The following is a 21,681-nucleotide window of genomic DNA, read 5'->3' as shown; positions in this document are numbered from 1 at the left end:
CCGACCTACGCCGGCTTGGGCTCCTTGGGGAGGCCGAGGACGCGCTCGCCGACGATGTTGCGCTGGATCTGGGCGGTGCCGCCCCAGATGGTCTCGGAGCGGCTGAAGAAGAACGAGGACTGCAACACGCTCGCGGGGTAGCGGGCGTTGGTCGGTCGCACCCCGTAGCCGGGGACCGACTCCTCCTCGTCGACGCTGCCGGTGAGGATCTGCCCGTCCATCCCGAGGATGTCGATGGCCAGCTCCATCACGTCGCGGTGGTACTCGGACCAGTACATCTTGTTGGTGGCGCCCAGGGCGGCCACGCCGAGATCCTTCTTGTCCTGCACGACGGCGGTGAGGCTGCGCAGGCCGTTGATGCGCATGATCTGCACCTTGGACCAGGCGTGGGCGAGACGCTGGCGCACGAGGGGGTCGTCGATGCGACCGTTCTCCCGGGCCTTGTCGACGATGATCTCGAGCTCCTTCTCGAAGCGGCGGTGGCCGGTGGTGGCCGACGTGCCCCGCTCGAAGCCGAGGGTGGTCATGGCCACCTTCCAGCCGTTGTTGACGCCGCCGACGACGTTCTCCTTCGGGCACCGGGCGTTGTCGAAGAAGACCTCGTAGAACTCGGCCGAGCCGTCCACCTGGGTGATGGGGCGGGCCTCGACGCCGGGCTGCTTCATGGGCACGAGCAGATAGGAGATGCCGGCGTGCTTGGGGGCGTCGGGGTCGGTGCGGGCGAGCAGGAAGATGTAGTCGGCGAAGCCGGCCTGGGTGGTCCAGACCTTCTGGCCGCTGATGACCCACTCGTCGCCGTCGAGCTCGGCCTTCGTCTTGAGGCCGGCGAGGTCCGACCCCGCCTCGGGCTCGGAGAAGCCCTGGCACCAGGCGATCTGGCCCGAGAGGATCTTGGGCAGGTACTCCTTCTTCTGCTCCTCGGAGCCCCACTGGAGGATCGTGGGACCGACGAGGGTGTCGCCGAAGAAGTCGGCGCGCAGCGGGGCGCCGGCCCGGGCGAACTCCTCGTTCAGCACCACCGCCTCCATGGTGGACAGGCCCTTGCCGCCGTACTCCGTGGGCCAGGAGGCGCAGATCCAGCCGCCGCCGTAGAGCTTCTCGGTCCACTCCTCGTTGAAGCGGGCCCGCTCCTCGCGGGAGAGCTCGAAGCCCTCGTCGAACCATCCGTCGGGGAGGTTCTCCTCGAGCCAGGCGCGGATCTCGATGCGGAAGGCCTCCGCTTCGGGCGGGTACGTCAGGTCCATGGCCCCATCTTGACCGCCCGGTCAAGAAGCGACAACCGCGGGAAACGGCTCAGGCGGAAGGCGGGTCCGCGCCTTCCGGCACCTGGGCGTCGGCCACGGCTTGCGCCTCGGCCGGTGTGTCCGGCGAGTCCTTGGGGAGCACGTCGGCGGCAGGCGCCGCGGCCTTCTTCTTCTTGGGGGGTGGCACGCCCACCTTCACCGACGCCTCGGCGAAGTCGGGCCAGCGCCGGCGGCTGACGATGGAGAGGCGGCGCATGAGGTCGATGGCGCCGGGGTCCTCGTCGCCCGGGCGGGCGATGATCGAACCGTCGCCGATCATGCGGCTGATGATCTCGCGACCGAGGTCGGTGCGGACGATGGTGAGGGTCCAGTCGTTGTTCTCACCGATGCCGCCGGTGGAGATGTCGGCGTGCTCGGCCGAGAAGTCGGGGCAGCACTTGCAGCCCTCACGCGTCCACGCGTGGCACTCCTTCAAGGGGATCTCGTGGTAGTCGCCGTTGCGCATCCAGATCTGGAAGACGCCCTTGATGTTCATCTTCACCATCTCCTCCTTCTTCAGGCCGTACTTGGCCTCGAAGAGCTCGGGGAAGATGGCGTCGTCGAAGGTCTTGGAGCAGAGCAGGCCGATGTTGAAGATGACGGGCTTGCTGATCTTGCCCACCTTGCGGTGCCACATCACCGGCGGCACCGACGACTGGCAGCTCATGCCCACGAGGGCCAGCTTGGAGAAGCCCCGCTCGAGGGCGTCGTCCAAGGCGAGGGTGTTGGCCGAGTACGTGTAACGGCTGCCCGCGGAGGCGAGCACCTCCTCTTTGTTGCTGGCCACTCCCGGGATGGCCTTCCACGACGTGCCGTCGCCCTCGACGAACGAGGTGAGGGCCGCGTCGATGTAGCCGTGGTCGAGGGCCCAGATGAGCAGTGCGGACACGAGCCCGCCGTCCTGGCCCATCTTGTGGACGTAGTCGTCGCTGGCCCGGGTGAGCAGCACGTCCTGGTAGATGCCGGACATCTCGTCGGGCTCACGGGTGCGGGCGAAGAGGTGCTCGTCGGCCTCGGCCTCCCAGGTGCGAAAGCGCGGGCACGCCCGGGTGCAGGTGGTGCACCCCTTCTGGCCGTGGACGCAGTCCCCGGGGCCGAGCTCGTCCTCCAGGTGGAACGGCTTGTAGCCGCCGGCCTGGTGGTCGTAGCCGATGACGTCGTGGGGGCAGGAGATGACGCAGCCGGCGCAGCCCGTGCAGAGGCCGGTCTCGATGACCTCGTTGTAGAGCTCGAGCCACTGGTTGGTCCACCGGGGCTTCTTGGCCGGGGTGGCGGTCGCGGTGTCGGTCACGGCGCCGCGGTGGTGTCGGTGACCGCCGGCGCCGTGGTGCTGGCGCCCGGGGCGAGGGTGGTGGCCGTGGTCGTGGTGGTGGGGAGCTCAGGGGTGGTGCCCGCGGAGCCGCCGCCCGACTGGATCACGCAGTCGGTGTAGAGGTCGAGGAACTCGTCGGGGAGCTGGGCGTCCGGGTCGTCGGCCAGGCGCTCGTCGACGCGCTGGAAGCGGTCGAAGGGGATCTCCCGCTCGAAGCTGTCGTAGGCGCACTGGCACACCTGCTGGAGGTCGTCGCCTCCCTGGTCGGTGCAGGTCTGGAGGAAGTTCTCCTCGACCTCCGCGTTGTAGTCGGACGGCGCATCGTCGCCACAGCCCGAGAGCACCAGGGCGAGGGCCACCACGCCGAGTACGACGGCACGACGCATGTTCACGTTCTCCTGCGGGGTTCGGCGGCTACGAGACGGCGTCACCGTACCCCGCCGACTGGCCCCGCCCCCACCGTTCGACGTTGAGCGGCGGAGGCGGAGCAGCCGTTGGGCGATGACCTCCCATCGGCGCCGACGCGGCCGGCGTGAGGGGGCATTTGGACCATTCTCGACGCCGCAGTAGACCGAGGCGGTGGACCCCGGCCTGCTGCGCGACGCGCTGACCGTGGGCCTGGGCCTGCTCACCGGCATCATGTCCGGCCTGTTCGGGGTGGGTGGCGCCGTGATCTCCACCCCGGGCATCCGCGCCCTCGGCGCCAGTCCGATCCTGGCGGTGGGCACCACGCTGCCCTCGATCATCCCCGGGGCGGCGTCCGGCACGGCCCGGTACGCGCGCGAGGGCATGGTCGACTGGTCGGTGGTCGCCATCACCGCGCCCGCGGGCATCGTCGCCGCGGTGGTCGGCGCCCTCGCCGCCGACCACGTGCCCGGTGAGGGCCACGTGCTCATGCTGATGACGGCAGCCCTGCTCGCCTACAGCGCCTGGCGCATGTTCCCCCGCGACGGGGGCGAGGAGGCCGTCGAGCCGGGCGAGCCGCTCGCCGAGACCGACGTCGAGGCCCTCGACGGGGCCCCGGGCCACCCGGCGACCCACCACCGCCGCCTGGCCTTCGCCACCGTCGGCATCGTCGCCGGGACCCTGTCGGGGCTGCTCGGCATCGGCGGCGGCATCGTGATGGTCCCCGGCTTCACCCAGGTGGGCGATCTGTCGGTCAAGCGGGCCATCGCCACGTCCCTCGCCTGCGTCGGGCTGTTCGCCGTCCCCGGCACCATCACCCACGCGCTCCTCGGCAACATCGACTGGCGCTTCGCCCTGCTGCTCTGCGTCGGCGTGATCCCCGGCGCCCGCATCGGCGCCGCGCTCGCCATCGCGGCCGGCGACCGGCGCCTGCGCCGGGTCGTGGCCGCCTTCCTCGGCCTGATGGCGCTGGCCTACGGCGTCGGCGAGACGCTGGCCCTCCTGGGCTGAGGCGCCCCTCAGCCCGGGGGCGACCCCCGGCCGAGCACACGCGCCCGGGCGAAGACCGCGTCGAGCATCGGCTCGGTGAGCTTGCCGGTGAAGGTGTTCTGCTGGCTGACGTGGTACGAGCAGAGGATGGTGAGCCCCGAGGGGGTGACCGCCTCGACGCCGTGGCCGAACTTCGGGCGGGGGCGGACGCCGAGCGCGCCGGCGAGCACCTGGTAGCCGAACCCACCGAGGGCCACGAGCACCTTCAGCTCGGTGAGCAGCGCCAGCTCCCGCTCGAGGAACGGGCGGCAGGTGTCGCGCTCGTCGATCGTCGGCTTGTTGGCCGGCGGGGCGCACCTCACGGGGGCCGTGATCCACGCACCGGTGAGGCGCAGGCCGTCGTCCCGGGACACGGACTCGGGGCGATCCGCGTAGCCCGCCCGGTACAGGGCCCGGTAGAGCCACTCCCCCGAGCGGTCGCCGGTGAACATGCGCCCGGTGCGGTTGGCCCCATGGGCGGCCGGGGCCAGGCCGACCACGGCGAGGGTCGCGGCGGGATCCCCCCAGCCGGGCACGGGTCGGCCCCAGTACGCCTCGTCGCGGTGGGCGGCCTTCTTCTCGGCCGCCACCTGCTCGCGCCAGGCGACGAGGCGCGGGCACGCCCGGCAGGCCACGATGTCGGCGGTCAGGCGCTCGAGGGAATCCACCGGCCGCAGGCTAGGCAGGCCCGAAGCAGCCGGCGAGGGCCTGTCCGCAGTGGCCTGCACGCGGTGGCGGCGGGAGCGAAAGCGGATCGAAAGCGGCGTCCGTCAAGGTGCAGCCATGGACACGACCGCGATCCGCCTGCTGGGCCCACCGACCATCGTCCACGAGGGACGGGCGAACGTCCTCGCCGGCCGGCGCTACCACGCGGTCCTCGCGGTGCTGGGCCTCGAGGTGGGGCGACCCGTCGCCGCGTCCTCGCTGATCGACGCGCTGTGGGAGGAGGATCCGCCGCCCTCCGCCCGCAAGACGCTCCAAGGGTTCGTGCTCCGCCTTCGCCGCCGCCTGCCGCCCGGCGCCATCACGACCGAGGGCTCCTCGTACCGGCTCGACCTGCCCACCGCGGCGGTCGACGCCGTCGCCTTCCGACAGCTCGTCGACGGGGCGCACGCCCTCGATCCCGCGCCGGCCCTCGCCCAGCTCGAGCAGGCGTTGGGCCTGTGGCGCGGCGCCCCGTTCGCCGACCTGACCAGCGAGCGCTTCTCGCTCGAGCGCACCCACCTCGAGGAGCGGCGACGGCTGGCCGAGGAGTCCCGCTGCGAGGCGCTCCTGTGCGTCGGTCGGGTCGCCGAGGCGGCCCTCGAGCTCGACCGCCTCGCGCGCGAGGAGCCCTTGCGCGAGCGGCGCTGGGCGCTGTTGATGACCGCGCTCTATCGGGTCGACCGTCAGGTGGACGCCCTGCGGGCCTTCCAGCGGGCACGCGAGGAGCTCGTCCGTCAGGTGGGATTGGAGCCCGGCGCCGCCCTGTGCGCACTCGAGGAGGCCATCTTGCGCCAGGACCCGGAGCTGGAGACGGCCGGCTCGTGGACGTGACCTCCCGTCTCGGCGACGAGGGCCGGCCCGCGGCGGGATCGCAGCGATGACCCGAGAGGACGAGATGCACGACGCCACCCCGGAGACCCTGGAGGTGACGGCCCGAGCCGGCGTCTTCCTCGACACGCTCGAGCCGGGGGACGTCCTGTTGTTCCAGGGCGCCGACTTCCTGGCCGGCCTGGCCCAGCTCACCGAGCGGCGTACCTGCTACCACTCGGCGATCTACGTGGGCACGGGCCAGCGGGACGGCCGGACCGAGCACCTCCTCGCCCACAACGTCTCGACCCTCTGGTGGCGGGACCTCGCCCGCCAGGTGCCCGGGGAAGGCGGCAGCCTCCATCCCGGCGACGAGGTCGACGTGGTCAACAACAAGGAGGACCGGGCGAAGTTCTTCGATGTGCTGGCGAGGAACCTCGTCGAGCATCACCTCTTCGATCGGTTCCACCGTGGCGATGACGCGCTCCTCCAGCTCGCCCGCCAGCTCGTCGAGCACGGTGGCGTGGGCGTCGTGAGCATCGAGGGGTACCTCGCCCGCCGGAAGACCGAGCCGATCTTCGACAGCGCCGGCGAGCGCACGGGTGCGAAGTACGTGCACCACGTCCGCTCCGTGCTGGCCCTGCGCCACCACCAGCTCCGCACGGAGCTCGAGGTCGATGCCGCCGCCGGCGAGCTTCTGCTCGCCGCTTCCGGGACCGCAGACCGGGCGAGCGGCTTCAACGCCGCCGAGCTGCTCTCGGTGGTGCCGCAGTGCTTCGACCGCCCGGGCTACATCGAGTGGGCGGGACTGCGCCTGTTGGCCGAGCAGCAGCGCAACCGCAAGAACCTCGCCCGCCTCCTCCGCCGCCGCCTCCCACGGGGACAGGAGCCGCCGTCAGCGCTGGACATCGTCCGCGAGCGGCTACGGACGATCGAGCCGGCCTACTACTTCCCCGAAGTCGATCGAGGGCCCGGCTGGATCTGCGCCTCGTACGTGATCGCCACCTACGCGGCAGCAGGGATGCCCCTCGACGTCGGCCACGTCGAGGGCGTCAAGATGGGGGCCGATGACGGTCAGCAGGTGGACCTCAGCACGCCGCGCGACCTGTGGGACTGCCCACAACTGACGCCGCACACCATGTTCGTGCGGGGTCCCGAGCGATGGGACGAGGGTCCGGCGGCGAGGCCGGAACGGGTCGAGGAGCCAATACCCGTCGAGGAGCCGGACCGCGGCGTCGAGGTCGGGGTCGGCCAAGCCACCCCAGCGGTCTTCATCGCCCGGGCGACCGAGCCCCTCTCGACGACCACCCGGATCAGCGCCGAGGTCGATGTCCCCGTGGTTGCCGGCCCCTCCACCCGCGACGAGGCCATTCGCCGGGCGCTCGAGAAGCTGGAGTGGCGCTGGTCGACCGCACCCATCGACGAGGAGCCGGCGGACCTGAAGCCACGCCTCCTTCGACGGGGCATCCGGCGGCGACCACGGCGCCGGACGCGGTGACGCGAGCCAGGCCGGACGTGCTGGACAAGACCAGACGCGGCGGGAACGATGCCGTGGGTGAGGCCCCTGGGCCAGAGAGCGGGAGGTGACGATGGAACTGCACGACACCACGCCGGAGATCCTCGAGGTGACTGGGGACCGTGACGAGTTCTTCAGTCGGCTCGAGCCCGGCGACGTCTTGTTGTTCCAAGGGGCGGACTTCCTCGCCGGCCTCGCGCAGCTCACGGAACGGCGGACCTGCTACCACTCGGCTCTGTACCTCGGCGAACATCCACGGGGCGCTTCGGCCGAGCACCTGCTCGCCCACAACGTCTCGAACCTGTGGTGGGGGGACACGGCCACCCGCCTCGCCGAGGGCTACACACTGAAGCCTGCCCGGGACGAGCACGGCCGCCTGACCGACCTGGGCGGCTTCATCGATGACCTCGCCGAGCACCTCGCCGCGGCCTACCTGCGGCCATGGACCGCTGCGACGACCGGAGCGGTCTCCGGTCCGCCGTCGACACTCGTCACCCTGGGTGGGGTCGGCATCGTGACGATCGAGGACTACCTCGACCGCCACGGGCCGGAGTGGCTCTATGGACGGAACCCCGAAGACGAAAGCGACCCCGCGGTGATCGGCTCGCGCTCGGTCCACCACATCCGCTCGGTCGCCGCCCTTCGCCACCAGAGGCTGCACCAGGGGGACGCCGACGAGCGCGACAAGCTTCGATCGGACCTCCTCGACGCGGTGCTGCCCGTCGCGGCCGATGCGACCTCGTTCAACCCCGCGGAGCTCGTCTCGTTCATCCCGGACATCATGGATCGACCCGGCTACCGCGAATGGGGGCGCCTGCGAAAGCTCGCCGATCAGCGCAAGGTCCCTCTGGCCTGGTTGCTCGGCATCAGACTGATCGGCGCGCACGGCCTGAAGAGCGCTCGCGAGATCGTCCGAGAACGGTTGCGGTCGATCGACCTGCTCACGTTCCCCGATCACGCCGGAGGGCCCGGGTGGATCTGCGCGTCGTTCGTCGAGCAGGTGTACGCCGCCGCGAACCTGCAACTCGATCTCGACAAGGTGGACGAGGTTCTTCTCGGAGCCGACCAACTGCCGCTGAGCACACCCAGGGACCTGTGGGACTGCGAGCGACTCGTCCCGGTGACGCTCTGGGCCCGGGGCCCCGAGCGGTGGGCTCCGAAGGCCGTCAAGACGCAGGCGGGGCACCGCCGGACGACCCCCGGAGACGGCGACGTGGTGTCGACTGCGTCGGTGGCGGTCGCCCCCTTCGGAGCGGACGCGCCGGAGGTGCTCTCGATCGGTCCCGGGCGTTGGGTTCCCACCGCCACCGCGCCGCCGACCCGCCGGTCGGTCGATGCATTCGCCATGGAGATGTCCGACGCCCTTTGGGCATCGCGCACGTCGCCGACATGGGTCGGCGACGGGGAGACCGACGGCGATGACGGTGAAGACGGCCCCGGCCGGCGCGGCGACCCACCAGGTCTCACTGACATCATCGCCGGCGTGGCCGAGGCGATCGGCCGGGCGCCAATCGAGTTCACCCGCTCGCTCTTCGCCGGCCGGACGGACACCGCGGGTGAAGAGGGACTCGAGCCCGAGGACGATGGGCCGGTGGTCGGCGCCTGAGGAGGCCGGCTACCGGGCGGTGACTCGGCGTGCCCGCACGTCCTGGACCCGGTCGGACCAGGCGGCGGCGCCGAGGCGGTCGCAGAGGGCGTCGGCCTCGGCCAGGAGCGCCTCGGCCCGGGCCAGGTCGCCCTGCTCGCAGGCCAGCAGGGCGAGGGCCCGGTCGGCCGGGCCCAGGGTCGTGATCATCGACCCCATCACCACGAAGCGGCCCGACCACGGCGCCAACAGCGCCTCCAGCGCCGCCGCCCGCGCCGGGTCGGGCGGGAGGCGGTCGGCGAGGTCCGCGGCCATCGTGAGCACCGACGGCCAGAACTCGTTGCGGGGCAGCCGGGCCAGCAGGTCGACCACGGCGTCGAGGGACGCCTGGGCGGCGGCCTGGTCGCCGTCCTCGGCCTGGGCGATGCCGGCGCCGATGCGCCACAGCGGGTTGTGGGGCTCGGCCACGACCACGTCCTCCACGAGCGAGCGCACCTCGGCGGTGCGCTGGGCGTGGAACAGGTTGAAGTAGAGCGCGGCCTTGAAGGCGCCGTCGGCGTCGGGGATGTCCTTGGCCATGCCGTAGGCCACGGCCTCCAGGGCGAGCGCCTCGGCCTCGTCGAAGGCGCCGTCCATCTGGGCCAGGGTGCTGCGCTGCATCATGGCGAACCAGGTGGTGCGGGGATGGCCGGTGGTCTCGGCCAGCGCGGCGTGACGACGGCGGAACTCCTCGGCCGCCTCCCGGTCGCCGGCCTGGATCCCGGCCCGGAGGCGCCCGAGGAGCCCCACGTGGAGGAGGTGGTCGTCGCCGAGCGCGGCGGCGAGCTCGAGCAGCTCGTCGAGCAGGAGGCGGTTGCCCTCGATGTCGCCCTGCCAGTGCCCCACGCTCTGGCGGGTGAACAGGGCCGCCGCCAGCGGGTGGGGTTGGCCCAGGTCGCGGGCCCGCGTGACCACCTCGTCGGCGAAGGCGACCAGGGACTCACCCGCCACGGCGGCGTCGCCGCGCCCGAACTGGTTGACCTCGCCGGCCCAGGCGGCGTCCAGCTCGATGCGCAGGGCCAGGTCGCCGGCGTCGCCGAAGCGCCGCCGGGCCTCGTCGAGGAGCCCGAGGCGGGGGCCCACCAGCCGCACGGACCGGCCCCGGTCGTCGATCTCGAGGGCCACCCGGGGCAGCACGTCGACCGCGCCGAGGCGGCGAGCCTCCTCGGCCACCGCCAGGTACTGCTCCCGGGAGCCGTCCCAGTCCCCGCACACGCACCGAAGGCGGGCCCGGCGCAGGTCCAGCTCGAAGCGCTCGGCGTCCCGGAGGGAGGCCGCCACGAGCGGGTCGGCGGCGAGCCGGTCAAGGAGGTCGAGCTCCTTGTCCGGGGCGAGGTCCGCGGCGAGCCGGTCGGCGGCCGCCAGCGCGAACGCGTGGAGCTCGTCGGGGGCCACGCTGCCGCCCGCCTCGAAGGCGTGGTAGGCCGCGGCGACGACCCGCCCGGCTTCGGACGCGTGCAGTGCGAGGGCGCGGTGGCCGCGCCGGCGGCGGGGCCCGGCGACCCGGCGACGCAGCACCGACTGGTAGAGGGCGTGGCCGAAGGCGAACCGATCGTCGCCCCCAGGATCGAGGACGACCCCTCGGTGCAGCGCGGGCTCGAGGTCGTCGACCAGCTGGTGCTCGGGTGCGTCGGTGACGGCCTGCACCTCGTCCAGGGTGAACTCGACGCCGGCCAGCGACGCCGCCTCGAGGAGCGCGCGGGTGGCGGGGGCGAAGCCCTCGAAGCGCTCGTCGACCAGCGCTTCGGCCCGGGCCGACGGCTCCACGCCGCCCAGCTCGGCGATGAACGACGAGCCGTCGAACGACCGGAACTGCTGCATGACGAGCGGGTTGCCGGCGCTGAGGGCGGCGATGCGGCCGGCGTCGTCGAGCGAGCACTCCAGCCCGTGAAGGCGGAGCAGCTCGTGTGCGGCGGTGGCGTCGAGGCCAGGGAGGCTGACGGGCACGGCCTGCTCGTGGAGCTCGGCGAGCAGCCCGGCGGCGTCGTTGTCCTCGGGATCGGGCCGGGACGCGAGCACGACCCGCAGCCCGTCCGGCAGGCCCCGGGACAGGACCGAGCGGGTGAGCGCCACCGAGCTGGTCCCCGCCCACTGGAGGTCGTCGACCAGCACCACGACGGGCACCACCTCGGCCACGAGGGACAGGAGGTCGGCCACCGCCTCGAACAACCGGAACCGCGACGTCGGGTCGACCTCGGCGTCGGCGCCGCTCCCGTCACCGGCGAAGGCGGGGACGAGGCGGGCGAGCGGCTCCCGCAGCCGCAGCGGCAGCGCCGGCGCGAACCCGGGGGGCAGCTGCTGGACGGCGGCCGAGAGGATCTGACCCCAGGCCTCGTAGGGCAGGTAGCGCTCGGGGCTGTGGCGGCCGTAGAGGGTGATCGCGCCCGTGGCCCCGACCCGGGCGGCCAGCGCCGCCAACAGGTGGGTCTTGCCCGCCCCGGGCTCGGCCACCACCACGGCGACGCGATCGCCGTCGGAGCGATCAAGAGCACAGAGCCCTTCGAGCTCCTGGAGGGGCTGGTCGCGGCCGACGCAGGCGCGGCCAGAGAACGGAGCGAGCGCTGCGCTCACGGGCACGACTGCGGGACCGTCGGTCGCGGCCATCGACTCGGCGAAGGCCGCCCACGGGTCCGCCGGTGCCGGCCCGTCGCCCAGTCGCAGCAGGTCCTGCTCGGCCGCCCGGATCTCAGGGCCGGGATCCATGCCGAGGTCCTCGACCAGGCGCCGGCGGGCGCGCTGCAACGCCTCGAGCCCGTCGGCGCTGCGCCCCGAGGCCCCCAGGGCCCGGGCCAGGAGCGCCCAGCGGTGCTCGTCGTACGGGGTCCGGGCCACGAACACCTCGAGGTGGTCCACGGCCTCCCGCGACCGACCCTGCTCCACGAGGAGCGCGGCCAGACGCTCCTCGGCCCGCCCCCGCCGCTCGAGCAGCGCCCGCCGCAGCGGCTCGACGAAGGGCAGGTCGCCGACGCCCTCCAGGGGCTCGCCCATCCAGAGGGCGAGGGCCTCCTCCAGCACCTCGACGTTGGCGCCGGCGAGGCCCTGGCGCTCGGCGGCCGCGGCCTCGTTCACGAGGGCCTCGAAGCGGGCCAGGTCGACGTGGCGGGCCGACGCGTCGAGGCGGTAGCCCGCACCGGCCGTCTCCAGCCGCACCGGCGCCGGCAGCTGCTTGCGCAGGTGGGAGACCTGCACCTGCACGACGTTCACCGCGCTCGCCGGCGGGTCGTACCAGAGGCCGTCGACGAGGCGGTCCATGGACACGACGTGGCCGAGCTCGGCGGCGAGCATGGCGAGGACCCCCCGCCGCCGCGGGCCGCCCGGCGCGGTGGGGCCGTCCGGCGTGCCGTCGACGACGACCGGACCGAGCACTCGCACCAGCGGCCCACGTGCCCCCGTCCCCACATCCTCAAGGTACCCGGCCGGTGTGACCCGGCCCGGCGGGCCCGCCACGAGGATGCAGCCCCGCCGGTGGGTCGACGGCGCCAGGTGGCGGGTACCGTGCTCGGATCATGGCTGCGAAGAAGGCGCCTCCCGGCCCCGAACCCACGCTCGTGCTGCTGGTGCGGCACGGGCAGACGCCCACCACCGGCACCACCCTCCCGGGGCGGGCCCGGGGCCTGCACCTCGCCGAGAAGGGGCACGAGCAGGCCGCCGCGGCGGCCGAGCGGATCCGGCCGCTGGCCGACAAGGTGAAGGCGGTCTACGCCTCGCCCCTCGAGCGCACGCAGGAGACCGCCGCCCCCATCGCCAAGGCGGTGAAGAAGCGGGTGCGCACCGACGCCGGCCTGATCGAGTGCGACTTCGGCACCTGGACCGGGGCCAACCTGAAGGACCTGGCCAAGCTCCCCGAGTGGAAGACGGTGCAGCGCTACCCGAGCGGCTTCCGCTTCCCCAAGGGCGAGTCCTTCGCCGAGATGCAGGCCCGCATCACCGGCGCCATCGACCGCCTCGTGGCCCGGCACCCCGGCGGGACGGTGGTGGCGGTGTCCCACGCCGACCCGATCAAGGCGGCCGTTGCCCAGGCGCTCGGCACCCACCTCGACCTGTTCCAGCGCATCGTCATCTCGCCCTGCTCGGTCACCGCCATCCTCTACACGGCCACCGGGCCCGTCGTGCTGTCGGTGAACTCCACCGGCGGCGACCTGACCGCCCTCGCCCCGTCATGACCCGCACCCAGGAGGCACGCACATGAGCTCGTCGTTCCGCTTCGACGAGCCCGAGATCTTCACCGCGGGCGCCCTCGGCGAGCCCGGGGCCCGCACGTTCTTCTTCCAGGTGACCGAGGCGGGCCAGGTGGTCAGCCTCAAGTGCGAGAAGCAGCAGGTCGCGGCCCTCGCCCAGTACCTCGCCGAGCTGCTGGCCGACCTGCCCCCGGTGGCGGCGGCGCTCTCGCCGGCGCAGCTCGGCCTCGTCGAGCCCGTCCTCGCCGAGTGGGTGGCGGGCTCGATGGGCGTGGCCTACGACGAGGACGACGAGCGCTTCGTCATCGTCGTCGACGAGCTCGTCGACGAGGAGGAGCCGCCCGAGTCGCCGGGCGTGGCCCGCGTCCGCCTCACGCCGGCGCAGGTGGCGGCGTTCATCCCGTGGGCCGAGGAGCTGGTCGGCCAGGGCCGGCCGCTGTGCCCGCTGTGCGGCCGCCCGATGGACCCCGAGGGCCACGCCTGCCCCCGCACCAACGGCCACCACCGGCCCAGCTGACCCGGGTGGGCATGCCAGGCGACCACGCCGACGAGCTGCACCTCCTCCGTGAGGCCGAGCTCGTCATCGAGGGCCGCATGCCCTGGAGCTCGAACGCCACCTTCCTGGTCGAGCTGCACCTCGACGACCGCACCGGCCGGGCCATCTACAAGCCCCACCGCGGCGAGCGGCCGCTGTGGGACTTCCCGCCCGGCCTGGGCAAGCGCGAGGTGGCGGCGTGGGAGCTGGCGGTCGCCCTCGGATGGGACGTCGTGCCACCGACGGTCCTGCGCGACGGCCCGCTCGGCGAGGGCTCGGTGCAGCAGTTCGTCGACGCCGACTTCGAGCAGCACTACTTCACCCTGCTCGAAGACGAGGCCCTGCACCCGCAGCTGCGGCGCATGGCGGCGTTCGACATCGTGGCCAACAACACCGACCGCAAGGGCGGGCACTGCCTGCTGGGCGCCGACGGCCACCTCTACGGGATCGACCACGGCCTCGCCTTCCACGAGGACTTCAAGCTCCGCACCGTGATCTGGGACTTCGCCGGCGAGCCCGTGCCCGACGACCTCCTCACCGACCTCGACGCGCTGGTGGCACGTGGCGTGCCCGCTCCCCTGGAGTCCCTGCTGACACCGGTCGAGTGCCGGTCCGTGCTCTTCCGGGCCCGGCGGCTCGTCGAGGCCGGGTGCTTCCCGGTCGACACCTCGGGACGCCAGTACCCCTGGCCCCTCGTCTGAGAGAGCGTCAGCCGGCGTCGGCCACCACCGCCGGGCGCGCGTGCACGGTGCTGGTGACGACACGGTCCCGACCGCCCCGCTTGGCCTCGTAGAGCGCGGCGTCGGCCCGTCCCACCAGCGCATCGAGGTCGATCGCGTTCTCCGGGAAGCAGGCGACGCCGGCGCTGACGGTGATGGGGACGGCCTCGACGCCGTCGCGCAGGCGCGCCCGGACCCGCTCGGCGAAGGCCGAGGCCCCCGCACCGTCCACCCCCGGCAGGAGGACCACGAACTCCTCACCGCCGTAGCGCGCCGCGATGTCCTCACGGCGGGCCAGCTGCTCGAGCCCGGCGCCCACCTGGCGCAGCACCTCGTCCCCTCGCTGGTGCCCATGGGTGTCGTTGACGGCCTTGAAGTGGTCGACGTCGACGAGCACGACGCTCAGCGGGGCACCGGCGCGCTGCGCCCGCGAGAACTCGCGCTCCAGCGCGGCGTCGAACTCCTGGCGGTTGCACAGCCCGGTGAGGCCGTCGTGGCGGGCGAGGCGGTCGACCTCGCCGAGCAGCATCCGGGTGCGGAGGGACATCGCCGCATGCGAGGCCGACTGGACCAGCGTGGTGAGGGTGGACGCGGGCAGGCCGCTCCAGCGCGAACCCGCCCACTCGGCCACGAGGACCCCGACGGGCTCGCCATTGGCCACGAGCGGGACGACCACGACGTTATGGGCCAGCGGCAGCATCGTGTCCACGAGCGCGTCGTCCACCGGGTCCAGTGACCGCACCAGCGCCGGCGCACCGGTGCGGCGGCACTCGCCGATCACCCCGCCGACATCGTCGGGAAGCGGCGGCGCCTCGAACCACAGGCACACGCCGTCGTCGGACACGGCCCCGAGGACCTGCTCGCCCTCGGTGGCCAGCACGAGGGCACGGTGGAAGCGCAGGCGGTCGTGGACGTGGGTGGCGAGCACGGCGCAGATCTCCGCCGGCCACTCCTCGCGCTCGAGGTCCGAGCTGAGGTCGAGGAGCGACTGGATCTGGCGGCGACTGTGGTTGAGACCACGCTCGTTGAGCGACGAGAAGGCGGCGGCGCCGATGGCCAGGACGAGCAGGGTCGACGCCCGGAAGGCCACGGCCTGCTCCTCGCCGGTGTGCTCGCCGTGGAGGTAGTAGGCCATCACGGCCGACGAGCCGCCCACCATCAACAGGGCGTGCCAGATGGCCACCTTCAGGCCGGTCCGGTACGAGGCGACCAGGGTGACGGCCACGATGTGGAAGTAGATGAGGAAGACCAGGGGGCTGTCGAGACCTCCGGTCTGCACCACGACGTAGGCGAGGAAGACGCCGTCCACGACCAGCAGCGCCGACACCGCCAGCAGCCCGCGCCACCCCAGCTTGCGCCGGGTGAGCTCGACCGCGGTGGTGAGCCCGGCGTACAGGACGGCAGCGAGGAACACCGTCCGCGAGGGGTCCGAGACCAGCTCGTCGACCACACCGACGGCGATGATCACGCTGGCGGCGATGGCCAGGCGGGCGATGAGCAGGACCGCGAGCCGGTCCGAGAGCGGGACCAGATCGGCGTCGTGCTCGTCCCGCCCGGTCACTTGAACCTCAGGCGCTCGCCCTGGTCGAGGGGCGCGTCGGCGAGCTTGCGCTCGTGGCGCTCGGCGCGGTGCTGGAAGGCCAGGAAGGCGATGACGGCCACGGCGATGACGAGCGGCCAACCGAAGTTGCGGGCGTCGCGCCGGGCCGCGTCCACCAGATCCTCCGACGGCGACACCCCGAACAGGAAGGCGGCCACCACGCAGGCGACGACGGCGAGCGCCGCGGCCGCGAGCACGAGCCCGACCGTGTGCGAGATGCGGCCGACCTCGTGGCCGCCCCATCGAGTCATCCCTGCCCTCATCGGCGGGGCGACGGCGATCTGAAGGCCCCCCGCCCCGGTCGCGGTGCCCGATCGCGTCCCGCGGGGCGGTTACGCCCCGAGCACGCGCTCGAGGTAGGGGTTGGCGAAGGTGCGGGCGGGGTCGAGGCGCTCGCGGGCCTCGAGGAAGTCGTCCCAGCCCGGGTACCGGGCTGCGAGCGACTCGGCGGTCTGGAAGTGCACCTTGCCCCAGTGCGGGCGGCCCCCGTAGTCGTCCATGATCGCCTCGACCCCCGAGAAGTAGGGCTCCTGGGGCGTCCCCCGGTACACGTGGACGGCGAGGTAGCCGGTCTCGCGTCCGGAGGCCGGGCTGAGGGGGATGTCGTCGGCCGCCACCGCCCGCACCTCCACGGGGAACAGCAGCGGCAGGCGCTCCTCCTTCACCAGGGCCCGCACCCGGTTCAGGGCCTCGGGCACCGCTTCGAGGGGGACGGCGTACTCCATCTCGACGAAATGCACGAGGCGGGGGCTGGCGAAGACCTGGGGGCTGGGCTCGATGTACTCCACCCGCCCGGCCGACGGCAGCGCCTTGCCGAGGCGGCGCACCGCATCGGGCCGGCGACGGGCCACCCGGTTTGCCGCGCCGAAGGCGATGTTGTCGTAGAGCACCCCGTTGCGCCACCGCATCCACGGCGTCCGGGGCTGCACGGGCTCGTCGGTCCGCCGGTTCCTCTTGGTCAGGGCCCAGCGGGTGTTGGGCACCCACAGCAGCTCGAAGTGGTCGTTGCGGTCGAGGTGGCCGTCCCAGTCGTCGAGCACCTCGTCGACGAGCATCGGCTCCTCGACGGCGTGCAGGTTGAACGCCGGCACGCACTGGAGGGTGAGCTCGGACACGAGCCCGAGCGCGCCGAGGCCCACCCTCGCCACCCGGAGCAGATCGGGATCGTCGTCGACCGCACACGCGACGATCGAGCCGTCACCGGCGATCAGCCGCATCCCCACGATGGTCGTGGCGAGGTTGCCGAAGCGACGGCCGGTGCCGTGGGTGGCCGTGGCGGTGGCCCCGGCGATCGACTGGTAGGCGATGTCGCCCAGGTTGGGCATCGCCGCCCCCCGCTCGGCCAGCAGGCGATTGAGCTCGGTGAGGCGGATGCCCGCCTGCACGGTCGCCCGGCAGGTCGCGGGGTCGAACGACAGCAGGCGCCCGTAGTCGCGCAGGTCGACCAGGTGGCCGTCGGTGCAGGCGATGTCGGTGAACGAGTGGCCGGCCCCGACCGCCTTCACCCGGCGTCCGGCGGCGGCGGCCCGCCCCACGATCGCCACCAGCTCGGCCTCGGTGCGGGGCCGCTCGATCGAGTGGGGCGCGCATCGCTGGTTCCCCGCCCAGTTCGTCCAAGCGCGTCGACCCACGCCCGCACGCTAGGGCAGGCGGGGCGGGCCCCCGACCCGAGGGTGGACGCGCAACGGGGCACCGGCGCCGAAGCGCCGGTGCCCCGTCGGGCACTGCTCAGGACTGCGGTGGCGTCAGCCTCGGGCCTGGAGGGCCTCGATGAGCTTGGGCAGCACCTTGTGCACGTCGCCAACGATGCCGAGGTCGGCGATCGAGAAGATCGGGGCCTCGGCGTCCTTGTTGATGGCGATGATGTTCTTCGAGCCCTTCATGCCCACCATGTGCTGGGTGGCGCCCGAGATGCCGGCGGCGAGGTACACCGTCGGCTTCACGACCTTGCCGGTCTGGCCCACCTGGTACGAGTAGGGCACCCAGCCGGCGTCGACGATGGCCCGCGACGCGCCCGGGGCGGCCTTGAGGAGCTTGGCCAGCTGCTCGATCATCTCGTACTTGTCGGACTCGCCCAGGCCACGACCGCCGGAGACGACCACGGCGGCGTCGTCCAGGGACGGGCCCTCGCGCTCCTCGACGTGGCGCTCGGTGATGGTGGCGCCACCCGAGTTCCCCAGGTCGGGCACCGACAGGGACGCGACCTCGGCCGGGCCGCCGCCGCTCTCGGCGGGCTCGAAGGACTTGGGCCGGAACAGCGCCAGGTGCGGGCCGGCGGCGCTGAACTTGGTGGAGACGTTGGTCGACCCACCGAACACCGGCTCGACCACGACGATCGAGTCGCCGTCGACGGTGATGTCGACGTTGTTGGTGATGACGGTGCGATCGAGCTTGGCCGACAGGCGGCCGGCGATGTCGCGGCCGTCGTAGGTGGTGCCGAACATGATGAGGTCGGGGCTGGCCCCACCCTCGATGGCGGCGGCCATGGCGGCCGCGACGGGGACACCGGGCAGCGCGCCGGCGAGGTCGCCGGTGGCGTGCACCTTGGTGACGCCGTGGGCGCCGAGCTCCGCGGCGACCGCGGTGGCGTCGCCGCCGAGGACGGCCTCGACGTTGTCCGCGATCTCGCGGGCCTTGGCCAGCATCTCGAGGGTGATGGGCAGGACCTTGCCCTCGCGTTCTTCAGCGAGGACCCAAACGGTGGAGAGAGCCATGATCAGTCCTCCTACAGAACTTTGAGCTGGTCGAGGAACTCGACGATCTTGAGGTGCGCTTCGCCCTCGTCTTCGATGATCTCGCCGGCCTGACGGGCTTCCGCGGCGGACACGTCGACGATCTCCTGCTGGCCACCGGCCCAGCCGACCGACCCGGCGTCGAGGCCGAGGTCGGCGACGGTGAGCTCGTCGACCGGCTTGCTCTTGGCGGCCATGATCCCCTTGAACGAGGGGTAGCGGGGCTCGACCACGCCGGCGGTCACGGAGACCACGGCCGGCATCGGGCACTCGACGTCGTCGAAGCCCTGCTCGGTCTGGCGCTGGACGGACACCTTGCCGTCGCCCACGGCGATCTGCTTGGCGAAGGTGACCGAGGGCAGGTCGAGGAGGCCGGCGAGCTGCTCGGGCACGGTGCCCGTGTAGCCGTCGGACGACTCGGTGGCGGTCAGCACCAGGTCGGGCTCGGCCCGCTTGATGGCGGCGGCCAGCACCTTGGCGGTGCCCAGCGAGTCCGTGCCGGCCAGGGCCGGGTCGGACACGAGGATGGCCTTGGCCGCACCCATGGCGAGGGCGGTGCGGATGCCGCCGACCTCGCTGTTCGGGGCCATGGAGACGAGGGTCACCTCGCCACCACCGGCGGTGTCGACCAGCTGGAGGGCCATCTCCACCCCGTACGAGTCGGACTCGTCGAGGATGAGCTTGCCGTCCCGCTTGAGGGTCTTGGTCTCGGGATCCAACTGCCCGGGCTCGGCCGGGTCAGGGATCTGCTTCACGCAGACAACGACGTTCATGACGTCGATTGTCGGTCGCGACCCGGCGGGCCGACAAATCCGCAGGGCGCTCTCGGGCCCGAGCGGCCCTTCCGAGCGGGAAGTGGGCCCGAGCGGCCCACCAGAGCGGGAGATGCGAGCGGCGGTACTGTCGCTGCCGTCGTGAAGATCCTGCTGCTGGTCAACTCGTCGGCGTCGTCGGTCACCGCCCGGGCGCGCGTCGTCATCCGCAAGGCCCTCAGCGCGGACCACGAGGTCACCCTCGCCGAGACCACCCGCCGCGGCCACGCCACCCGCCTGGCCATGGGCGCGGCGGCCGCGGGGACCGACGTGGTCGTCGTCCTGGGCGGCGACGGCACCCTCAACGAGGCGGCCAACGGCCTCGCCGGCACCGACACCGCGCTCGCGCCGCTGCCCGGCGGTTCGACGAACGTGTTCGCCCGACAGCTCGGCCTCCCCGACGACCCCATCGAGGCGACGGGCGACCTGCTCGCCGCGCTCGACGCCGACACCATCCGCCCCATCGGCCTCGGCGTGGTCAACGGGCGCTACTTCGTGTTCCACGTCGGCATCGGCTTCGACGCCGCCCTGGTGGCCCAGGTCGAGCGACGTGCCGCACTGAAGCGCTACGCCGGCCACGCCCTCTTCGCCTACGCCGGCCTCGACACGTGGGCCCGCCACTACGACCGCAGCCGGCCCCACTTCGCCCTCCACCACGCCGACGGCTCGGTGGTCGACGACGCCTACATGACCGTCGTGCTCAACACGAACCCTTACACCTACGTGGGCAACCGGCCCTTCAACCTCGCCCCCGACGCCACCCTCGACCGACCGCTCACGTCGGTGAGCGTGCGCTCGATGCGCACCCTGCGCTTCCTGAGCCTGATGTCGTCGGCGCTCGGCTCGGGCGCCCGCCTGCGCTCGTCGAAGTGGGTGGACTACCGCCCCGACGTGTCCGCGCTGACCGTCAAGGGGTTCGGACCGTTCCCCTACCAGGTCGACGGCGACTACCTGGGCGAGATCGACGAGCTCGTCTTCCGCCACGAGCCCGACGCCCTCCGCCTCGTCCTCCCCCTCTGAGCACACCCTTCGTTCTGGTAGCGAGTCTGCAACACAGGCGTTGCCAAGTAGGTACCCGAACGAGGGAAGGAGTCGGGAGGAGTCCTGCGCTCAGGCGTCGAGCGCCGCCCTCGCGACGTCGGGCACGTTGGTGACCACGCCGTCGGTGCCCCAGGCGGCGAGCTCGACGATGCGCGCGGGATCGTCGATGGTCCAGGTGTTCACCGCCAGGCCGGCGGCGTGGGCCCGCTCGACGAGGGCCTCGTCGACCATCGGCACCCAAGGATGGATGGCCCGATGGCCGTGGGCGGCGGCCACGTCGACCGCCTCGCCGCCCTGCGGGTCGAGCACCAGGTACGCGGTGGGGATCTCGGGCGCCTGCTCGTGGACGGCGTCGACGGTGGACAGGTCGAAGCACGACACGAGGTAGCGCTCGACGTCGCCCCGCCGGCGGACCTCGGCGACCACGTCGGCCACCACCGCCATGGAGGGGTCGTACGCCTCTTCGGGGGGAAGGTTCTTGATCTCGATGTTCACGCCCATCCCCTCGCAGGCGTCGAGGGCCTCGGCCAACGACGGCACCACGGGGTCGATGTCCGACCGGCGCAGGTGGTGCACCGCCCGCCCGTCGGGCAGGGCCTCGTCGTGCAGGATGACGAGGGCGCCGTCGGCGGTGCGGCGGACGTCGAGCTCGACCCAGTCGGCGCCGAGCGCTCGGGCGCCTTCGAAGGCGGCCACGGTGTTCTCGGGGAACGCGGCGGACGCGCCGCGGTGGGCGATGACGAGGGTCATGGGAACAGGTGCTCCTGGGGTTGGTGAACGGGGTTCACCCCTTGCGGCACAAGGGATTTCGGCCGTTCGACGACTCTGTGAACTCTCGGAGAAAAACTGCTTGCTACTGTTGTTACCGGGCGGTAAGGTGACGCCCGTCCCCGCCGCACCAACGCCGCAGATCCGCGTGGTGACGGCATGTGAACGAAATCACGAACGTGTGATCGACTCCTTGGAGGAGCGGTGGCTCTCACCCTGCCGGTAACCATGGAAAATGAGGACTGGCGCGTTGATGCCGCCTGCCGGGACACCGATCCCGACCTCTTCTTCCCCGTGGGCACCACGGGCCCGGCCATCGAGCAGATCGCCTCGGCGAAGGCCGTCTGCGGCGAGTGCGACGCCCAGTCCGAGTGCCTGGAGTTCGCCTTGGCCACCAACCAGGACTCCGGCGTGTGGGGCGGCACCTCCGAAGAGGAGCGCCGCAAGCTGCGCAAGGCCTGGCTGGCCCGCCGCCGCAAGGCCTCCTGAGCCACCCCCAGATCGTCGGCGCCGACTCCCCCCTCGGCGCCGCACCCTGCTGACGACCCCCCGCCCCGGGGGGTCGTTCCGCGTCCGGGCACCGGTCGACGCGCTCGCCCCACCTCGCGCGGGTAC

General features: G+C 72.6%; 20 protein-coding genes. 9 read left to right on the top strand and 11 right to left on the bottom strand.

Translation table 11 applies throughout. The annotated features are described in order from the left end of the window. Positions 1 to 5 precede the first annotated feature (5 nt). The 3 genes from JNK12_22345 to JNK12_22335 are packed head-to-tail and all read right to left on the bottom strand — an operon-like array spanning position 6 to position 2,981. Positions 6 to 1,244 (bottom strand): acyl-CoA dehydrogenase family protein, encoded by a 1,239-nt coding sequence (locus tag JNK12_22345; protein ID MBL8778687.1) that lies wholly within the window; start codon positions 1,242 to 1,244, stop codon positions 6 to 8. Between the two features lie 49 nt (positions 1,245 to 1,293). After that, complete coding sequence (locus tag JNK12_22340) at positions 1,294 to 2,574, bottom strand: Coenzyme F420 hydrogenase/dehydrogenase, beta subunit C-terminal domain (protein ID MBL8778686.1); 1,281 nt, start codon at positions 2,572 to 2,574, stop codon at positions 1,294 to 1,296. Continuing rightward, positions 2,571 to 2,981, bottom strand: coding sequence for a hypothetical protein (locus JNK12_22335; GenBank protein ID MBL8778685.1), 411 nt, complete (start codon positions 2,979 to 2,981; stop codon positions 2,571 to 2,573). Before JNK12_22335 ends, JNK12_22340 begins: the two co-directional genes overlap by 4 nt. Before the next feature lie 193 nt (positions 2,982 to 3,174). On the opposite strand from JNK12_22335, the gene JNK12_22330 reads away from it, so the two are divergent. Next, positions 3,175 to 4,011, top strand: a complete 837-nt coding sequence (locus JNK12_22330; protein MBL8778684.1) for a sulfite exporter TauE/SafE family protein — start codon at positions 3,175 to 3,177, stop codon at positions 4,009 to 4,011. An 8-nt stretch (positions 4,012 to 4,019) separates the two neighbouring features. Here JNK12_22330 and JNK12_22325 read toward each other — a convergent pair whose 3' ends face one another. Beyond that, the gene (locus JNK12_22325; protein ID MBL8778683.1) at positions 4,020 to 4,706 is read right to left on the bottom strand and encodes a uracil-DNA glycosylase; all 687 of its coding nucleotides are present in this window, start codon (positions 4,704 to 4,706) and stop codon (positions 4,020 to 4,022) included. A gap of 106 nt (positions 4,707 to 4,812) precedes the next feature. On the opposite strand from JNK12_22325, the gene JNK12_22320 reads away from it, so the two are divergent. From JNK12_22320 to JNK12_22310, 3 genes are all read left to right on the top strand, one after another. Then, complete coding sequence (locus JNK12_22320; GenBank protein ID MBL8778682.1) at positions 4,813 to 5,565, top strand: AfsR/SARP family transcriptional regulator; 753 nt, start codon at positions 4,813 to 4,815, stop codon at positions 5,563 to 5,565. A gap of 46 nt (positions 5,566 to 5,611) precedes the next feature. Continuing rightward, positions 5,612 to 7,039: a hypothetical protein gene (locus tag JNK12_22315; protein MBL8778681.1), complete on the top strand. Its 1,428-nt coding sequence runs from the start codon at positions 5,612 to 5,614 to the stop codon at positions 7,037 to 7,039. Positions 7,040 to 7,130: 91 nt separating this feature from the next. Continuing rightward, entirely contained in the window at positions 7,131 to 8,663 is a 1,533-nt protein-coding gene (locus JNK12_22310; GenBank protein MBL8778680.1) for a hypothetical protein, read from the top strand. A 9-nt stretch (positions 8,664 to 8,672) separates the two neighbouring features. Here JNK12_22310 and JNK12_22305 read toward each other — a convergent pair whose 3' ends face one another. Next, positions 8,673 to 12,053 (bottom strand): AAA family ATPase, encoded by a 3,381-nt coding sequence (locus tag JNK12_22305; protein ID MBL8778679.1) that lies wholly within the window; start codon positions 12,051 to 12,053, stop codon positions 8,673 to 8,675. Between the two features lie 134 nt (positions 12,054 to 12,187). Here JNK12_22305 and JNK12_22300 point away from each other — a divergent pair, with 134 nt between their 5' ends. From JNK12_22300 to JNK12_22290, 3 genes are read left to right on the top strand one after another with little or no spacing between them, the layout of a single operon-like run. Further along, entirely contained in the window at positions 12,188 to 12,844 is a 657-nt protein-coding gene (locus JNK12_22300; protein MBL8778678.1) for an MSMEG_4193 family putative phosphomutase, read from the top strand. Positions 12,845 to 12,866: 22 nt separating this feature from the next. After that, entirely contained in the window at positions 12,867 to 13,376 is a 510-nt protein-coding gene (locus JNK12_22295; GenBank protein ID MBL8778677.1) for a DUF3090 domain-containing protein, read from the top strand. A gap of 11 nt (positions 13,377 to 13,387) precedes the next feature. Continuing rightward, a complete protein-coding gene (locus tag JNK12_22290; GenBank protein MBL8778676.1) occupies positions 13,388 to 14,095 on the top strand; it encodes an SCO1664 family protein in 708 nt (235 codons plus the stop codon). Positions 14,096 to 14,102: 7 nt separating this feature from the next. Here the strand turns inward: JNK12_22290 and JNK12_22285 are convergent, their stop codons facing one another. From JNK12_22285 to JNK12_22265, 5 genes are all read right to left on the bottom strand, one after another. After that, positions 14,103 to 15,674 (bottom strand): sensor domain-containing diguanylate cyclase, encoded by a 1,572-nt coding sequence (locus JNK12_22285; protein ID MBL8778675.1) that lies wholly within the window; start codon positions 15,672 to 15,674, stop codon positions 14,103 to 14,105. Continuing rightward, complete coding sequence (locus JNK12_22280; GenBank protein ID MBL8778674.1) at positions 15,671 to 15,964, bottom strand: hypothetical protein; 294 nt, start codon at positions 15,962 to 15,964, stop codon at positions 15,671 to 15,673. Before JNK12_22280 ends, JNK12_22285 begins: the two co-directional genes overlap by 4 nt. 81 nt (positions 15,965 to 16,045) lie before the next feature. Beyond that, positions 16,046 to 17,344, bottom strand: a complete 1,299-nt coding sequence (locus tag JNK12_22275; GenBank protein ID MBL8778673.1) for an FAD-binding protein — start codon at positions 17,342 to 17,344, stop codon at positions 16,046 to 16,048. A gap of 114 nt (positions 17,345 to 17,458) precedes the next feature. Next, the gene (locus JNK12_22270) at positions 17,459 to 18,427 is read right to left on the bottom strand and encodes an electron transfer flavoprotein subunit alpha/FixB family protein (GenBank protein ID MBL8778672.1); all 969 of its coding nucleotides are present in this window, start codon (positions 18,425 to 18,427) and stop codon (positions 17,459 to 17,461) included. 11 nt (positions 18,428 to 18,438) lie between these two features. Continuing rightward, the gene (locus JNK12_22265; protein MBL8778671.1) at positions 18,439 to 19,218 is read right to left on the bottom strand and encodes an electron transfer flavoprotein subunit beta/FixA family protein; all 780 of its coding nucleotides are present in this window, start codon (positions 19,216 to 19,218) and stop codon (positions 18,439 to 18,441) included. Positions 19,219 to 19,359: 141 nt separating this feature from the next. Here JNK12_22265 and JNK12_22260 point away from each other — a divergent pair, with 141 nt between their 5' ends. Beyond that, entirely contained in the window at positions 19,360 to 20,277 is a 918-nt protein-coding gene (locus tag JNK12_22260) for a diacylglycerol kinase family lipid kinase (GenBank protein MBL8778670.1), read from the top strand. 90 nt (positions 20,278 to 20,367) lie between these two features. Here JNK12_22260 and JNK12_22255 read toward each other — a convergent pair whose 3' ends face one another. Next, the gene (locus JNK12_22255; protein MBL8778669.1) at positions 20,368 to 21,048 is read right to left on the bottom strand and encodes a glycerophosphodiester phosphodiesterase; all 681 of its coding nucleotides are present in this window, start codon (positions 21,046 to 21,048) and stop codon (positions 20,368 to 20,370) included. Positions 21,049 to 21,294: 246 nt separating this feature from the next. Between JNK12_22255 and JNK12_22250 the strand changes: the two genes are divergently transcribed. Then, positions 21,295 to 21,555 carry a WhiB family transcriptional regulator gene (locus tag JNK12_22250; protein MBL8778668.1) on the top strand — a complete coding sequence of 87 codons (261 nt, stop codon included), beginning with the start codon at positions 21,295 to 21,297 and terminating at the stop codon, positions 21,553 to 21,555. Positions 21,556 to 21,681 lie beyond the last annotated feature (126 nt).

Source organism: Acidimicrobiales bacterium, from assembly GCA_016794585.1.
In the GTDB taxonomy this organism is placed as follows: Bacteria; Actinomycetota; Acidimicrobiia; order Acidimicrobiales; family DATDAH01; genus JAEUJM01.
Note: the sequence above shows the minus strand (reverse complement) of the source record. Positions and strands in the feature narration are given on the sequence as shown.

What these genes read in the sequence shown, in the direction of transcription:
- JNK12_22345 (MBL8778687.1), bottom strand. Translation starts at nt 1,244, where the DNA reads ATGGACCTGACGTACCCGCCCGAAGCGGAGGCCTTCCGCATCGAGATC.
- JNK12_22335 (MBL8778685.1), bottom strand. Translation starts at nt 2,981, where the DNA reads ATGCGTCGTGCCGTCGTACTCGGCGTGGTGGCCCTCGCCCTGGTGCTC.
- JNK12_22320 (MBL8778682.1), top strand. Translation starts at nt 4,813, where the DNA reads ATGGACACGACCGCGATCCGCCTGCTGGGCCCACCGACCATCGTCCAC.
- JNK12_22315 (MBL8778681.1), top strand. Translation starts at nt 5,612, where the DNA reads ATGACCCGAGAGGACGAGATGCACGACGCCACCCCGGAGACCCTGGAG.
- JNK12_22310 (MBL8778680.1), top strand. Translation starts at nt 7,131, where the DNA reads ATGGAACTGCACGACACCACGCCGGAGATCCTCGAGGTGACTGGGGAC.
- JNK12_22300 (MBL8778678.1), top strand. Translation starts at nt 12,188, where the DNA reads ATGGCTGCGAAGAAGGCGCCTCCCGGCCCCGAACCCACGCTCGTGCTG.
- JNK12_22295 (MBL8778677.1), top strand. Translation starts at nt 12,867, where the DNA reads ATGAGCTCGTCGTTCCGCTTCGACGAGCCCGAGATCTTCACCGCGGGC.
- JNK12_22290 (MBL8778676.1), top strand. Translation starts at nt 13,388, where the DNA reads ATGCCAGGCGACCACGCCGACGAGCTGCACCTCCTCCGTGAGGCCGAG.
- JNK12_22280 (MBL8778674.1), bottom strand. Translation starts at nt 15,964, where the DNA reads ATGACTCGATGGGGCGGCCACGAGGTCGGCCGCATCTCGCACACGGTC.
- JNK12_22270 (MBL8778672.1), bottom strand. Translation starts at nt 18,427, where the DNA reads ATGGCTCTCTCCACCGTTTGGGTCCTCGCTGAAGAACGCGAGGGCAAG.
- JNK12_22265 (MBL8778671.1), bottom strand. Translation starts at nt 19,218, where the DNA reads ATGAACGTCGTTGTCTGCGTGAAGCAGATCCCTGACCCGGCCGAGCCC.
- JNK12_22255 (MBL8778669.1), bottom strand. Translation starts at nt 21,048, where the DNA reads ATGACCCTCGTCATCGCCCACCGCGGCGCGTCCGCCGCGTTCCCCGAG.
- JNK12_22250 (MBL8778668.1), top strand. Translation starts at nt 21,295, where the DNA reads ATGGAAAATGAGGACTGGCGCGTTGATGCCGCCTGCCGGGACACCGAT.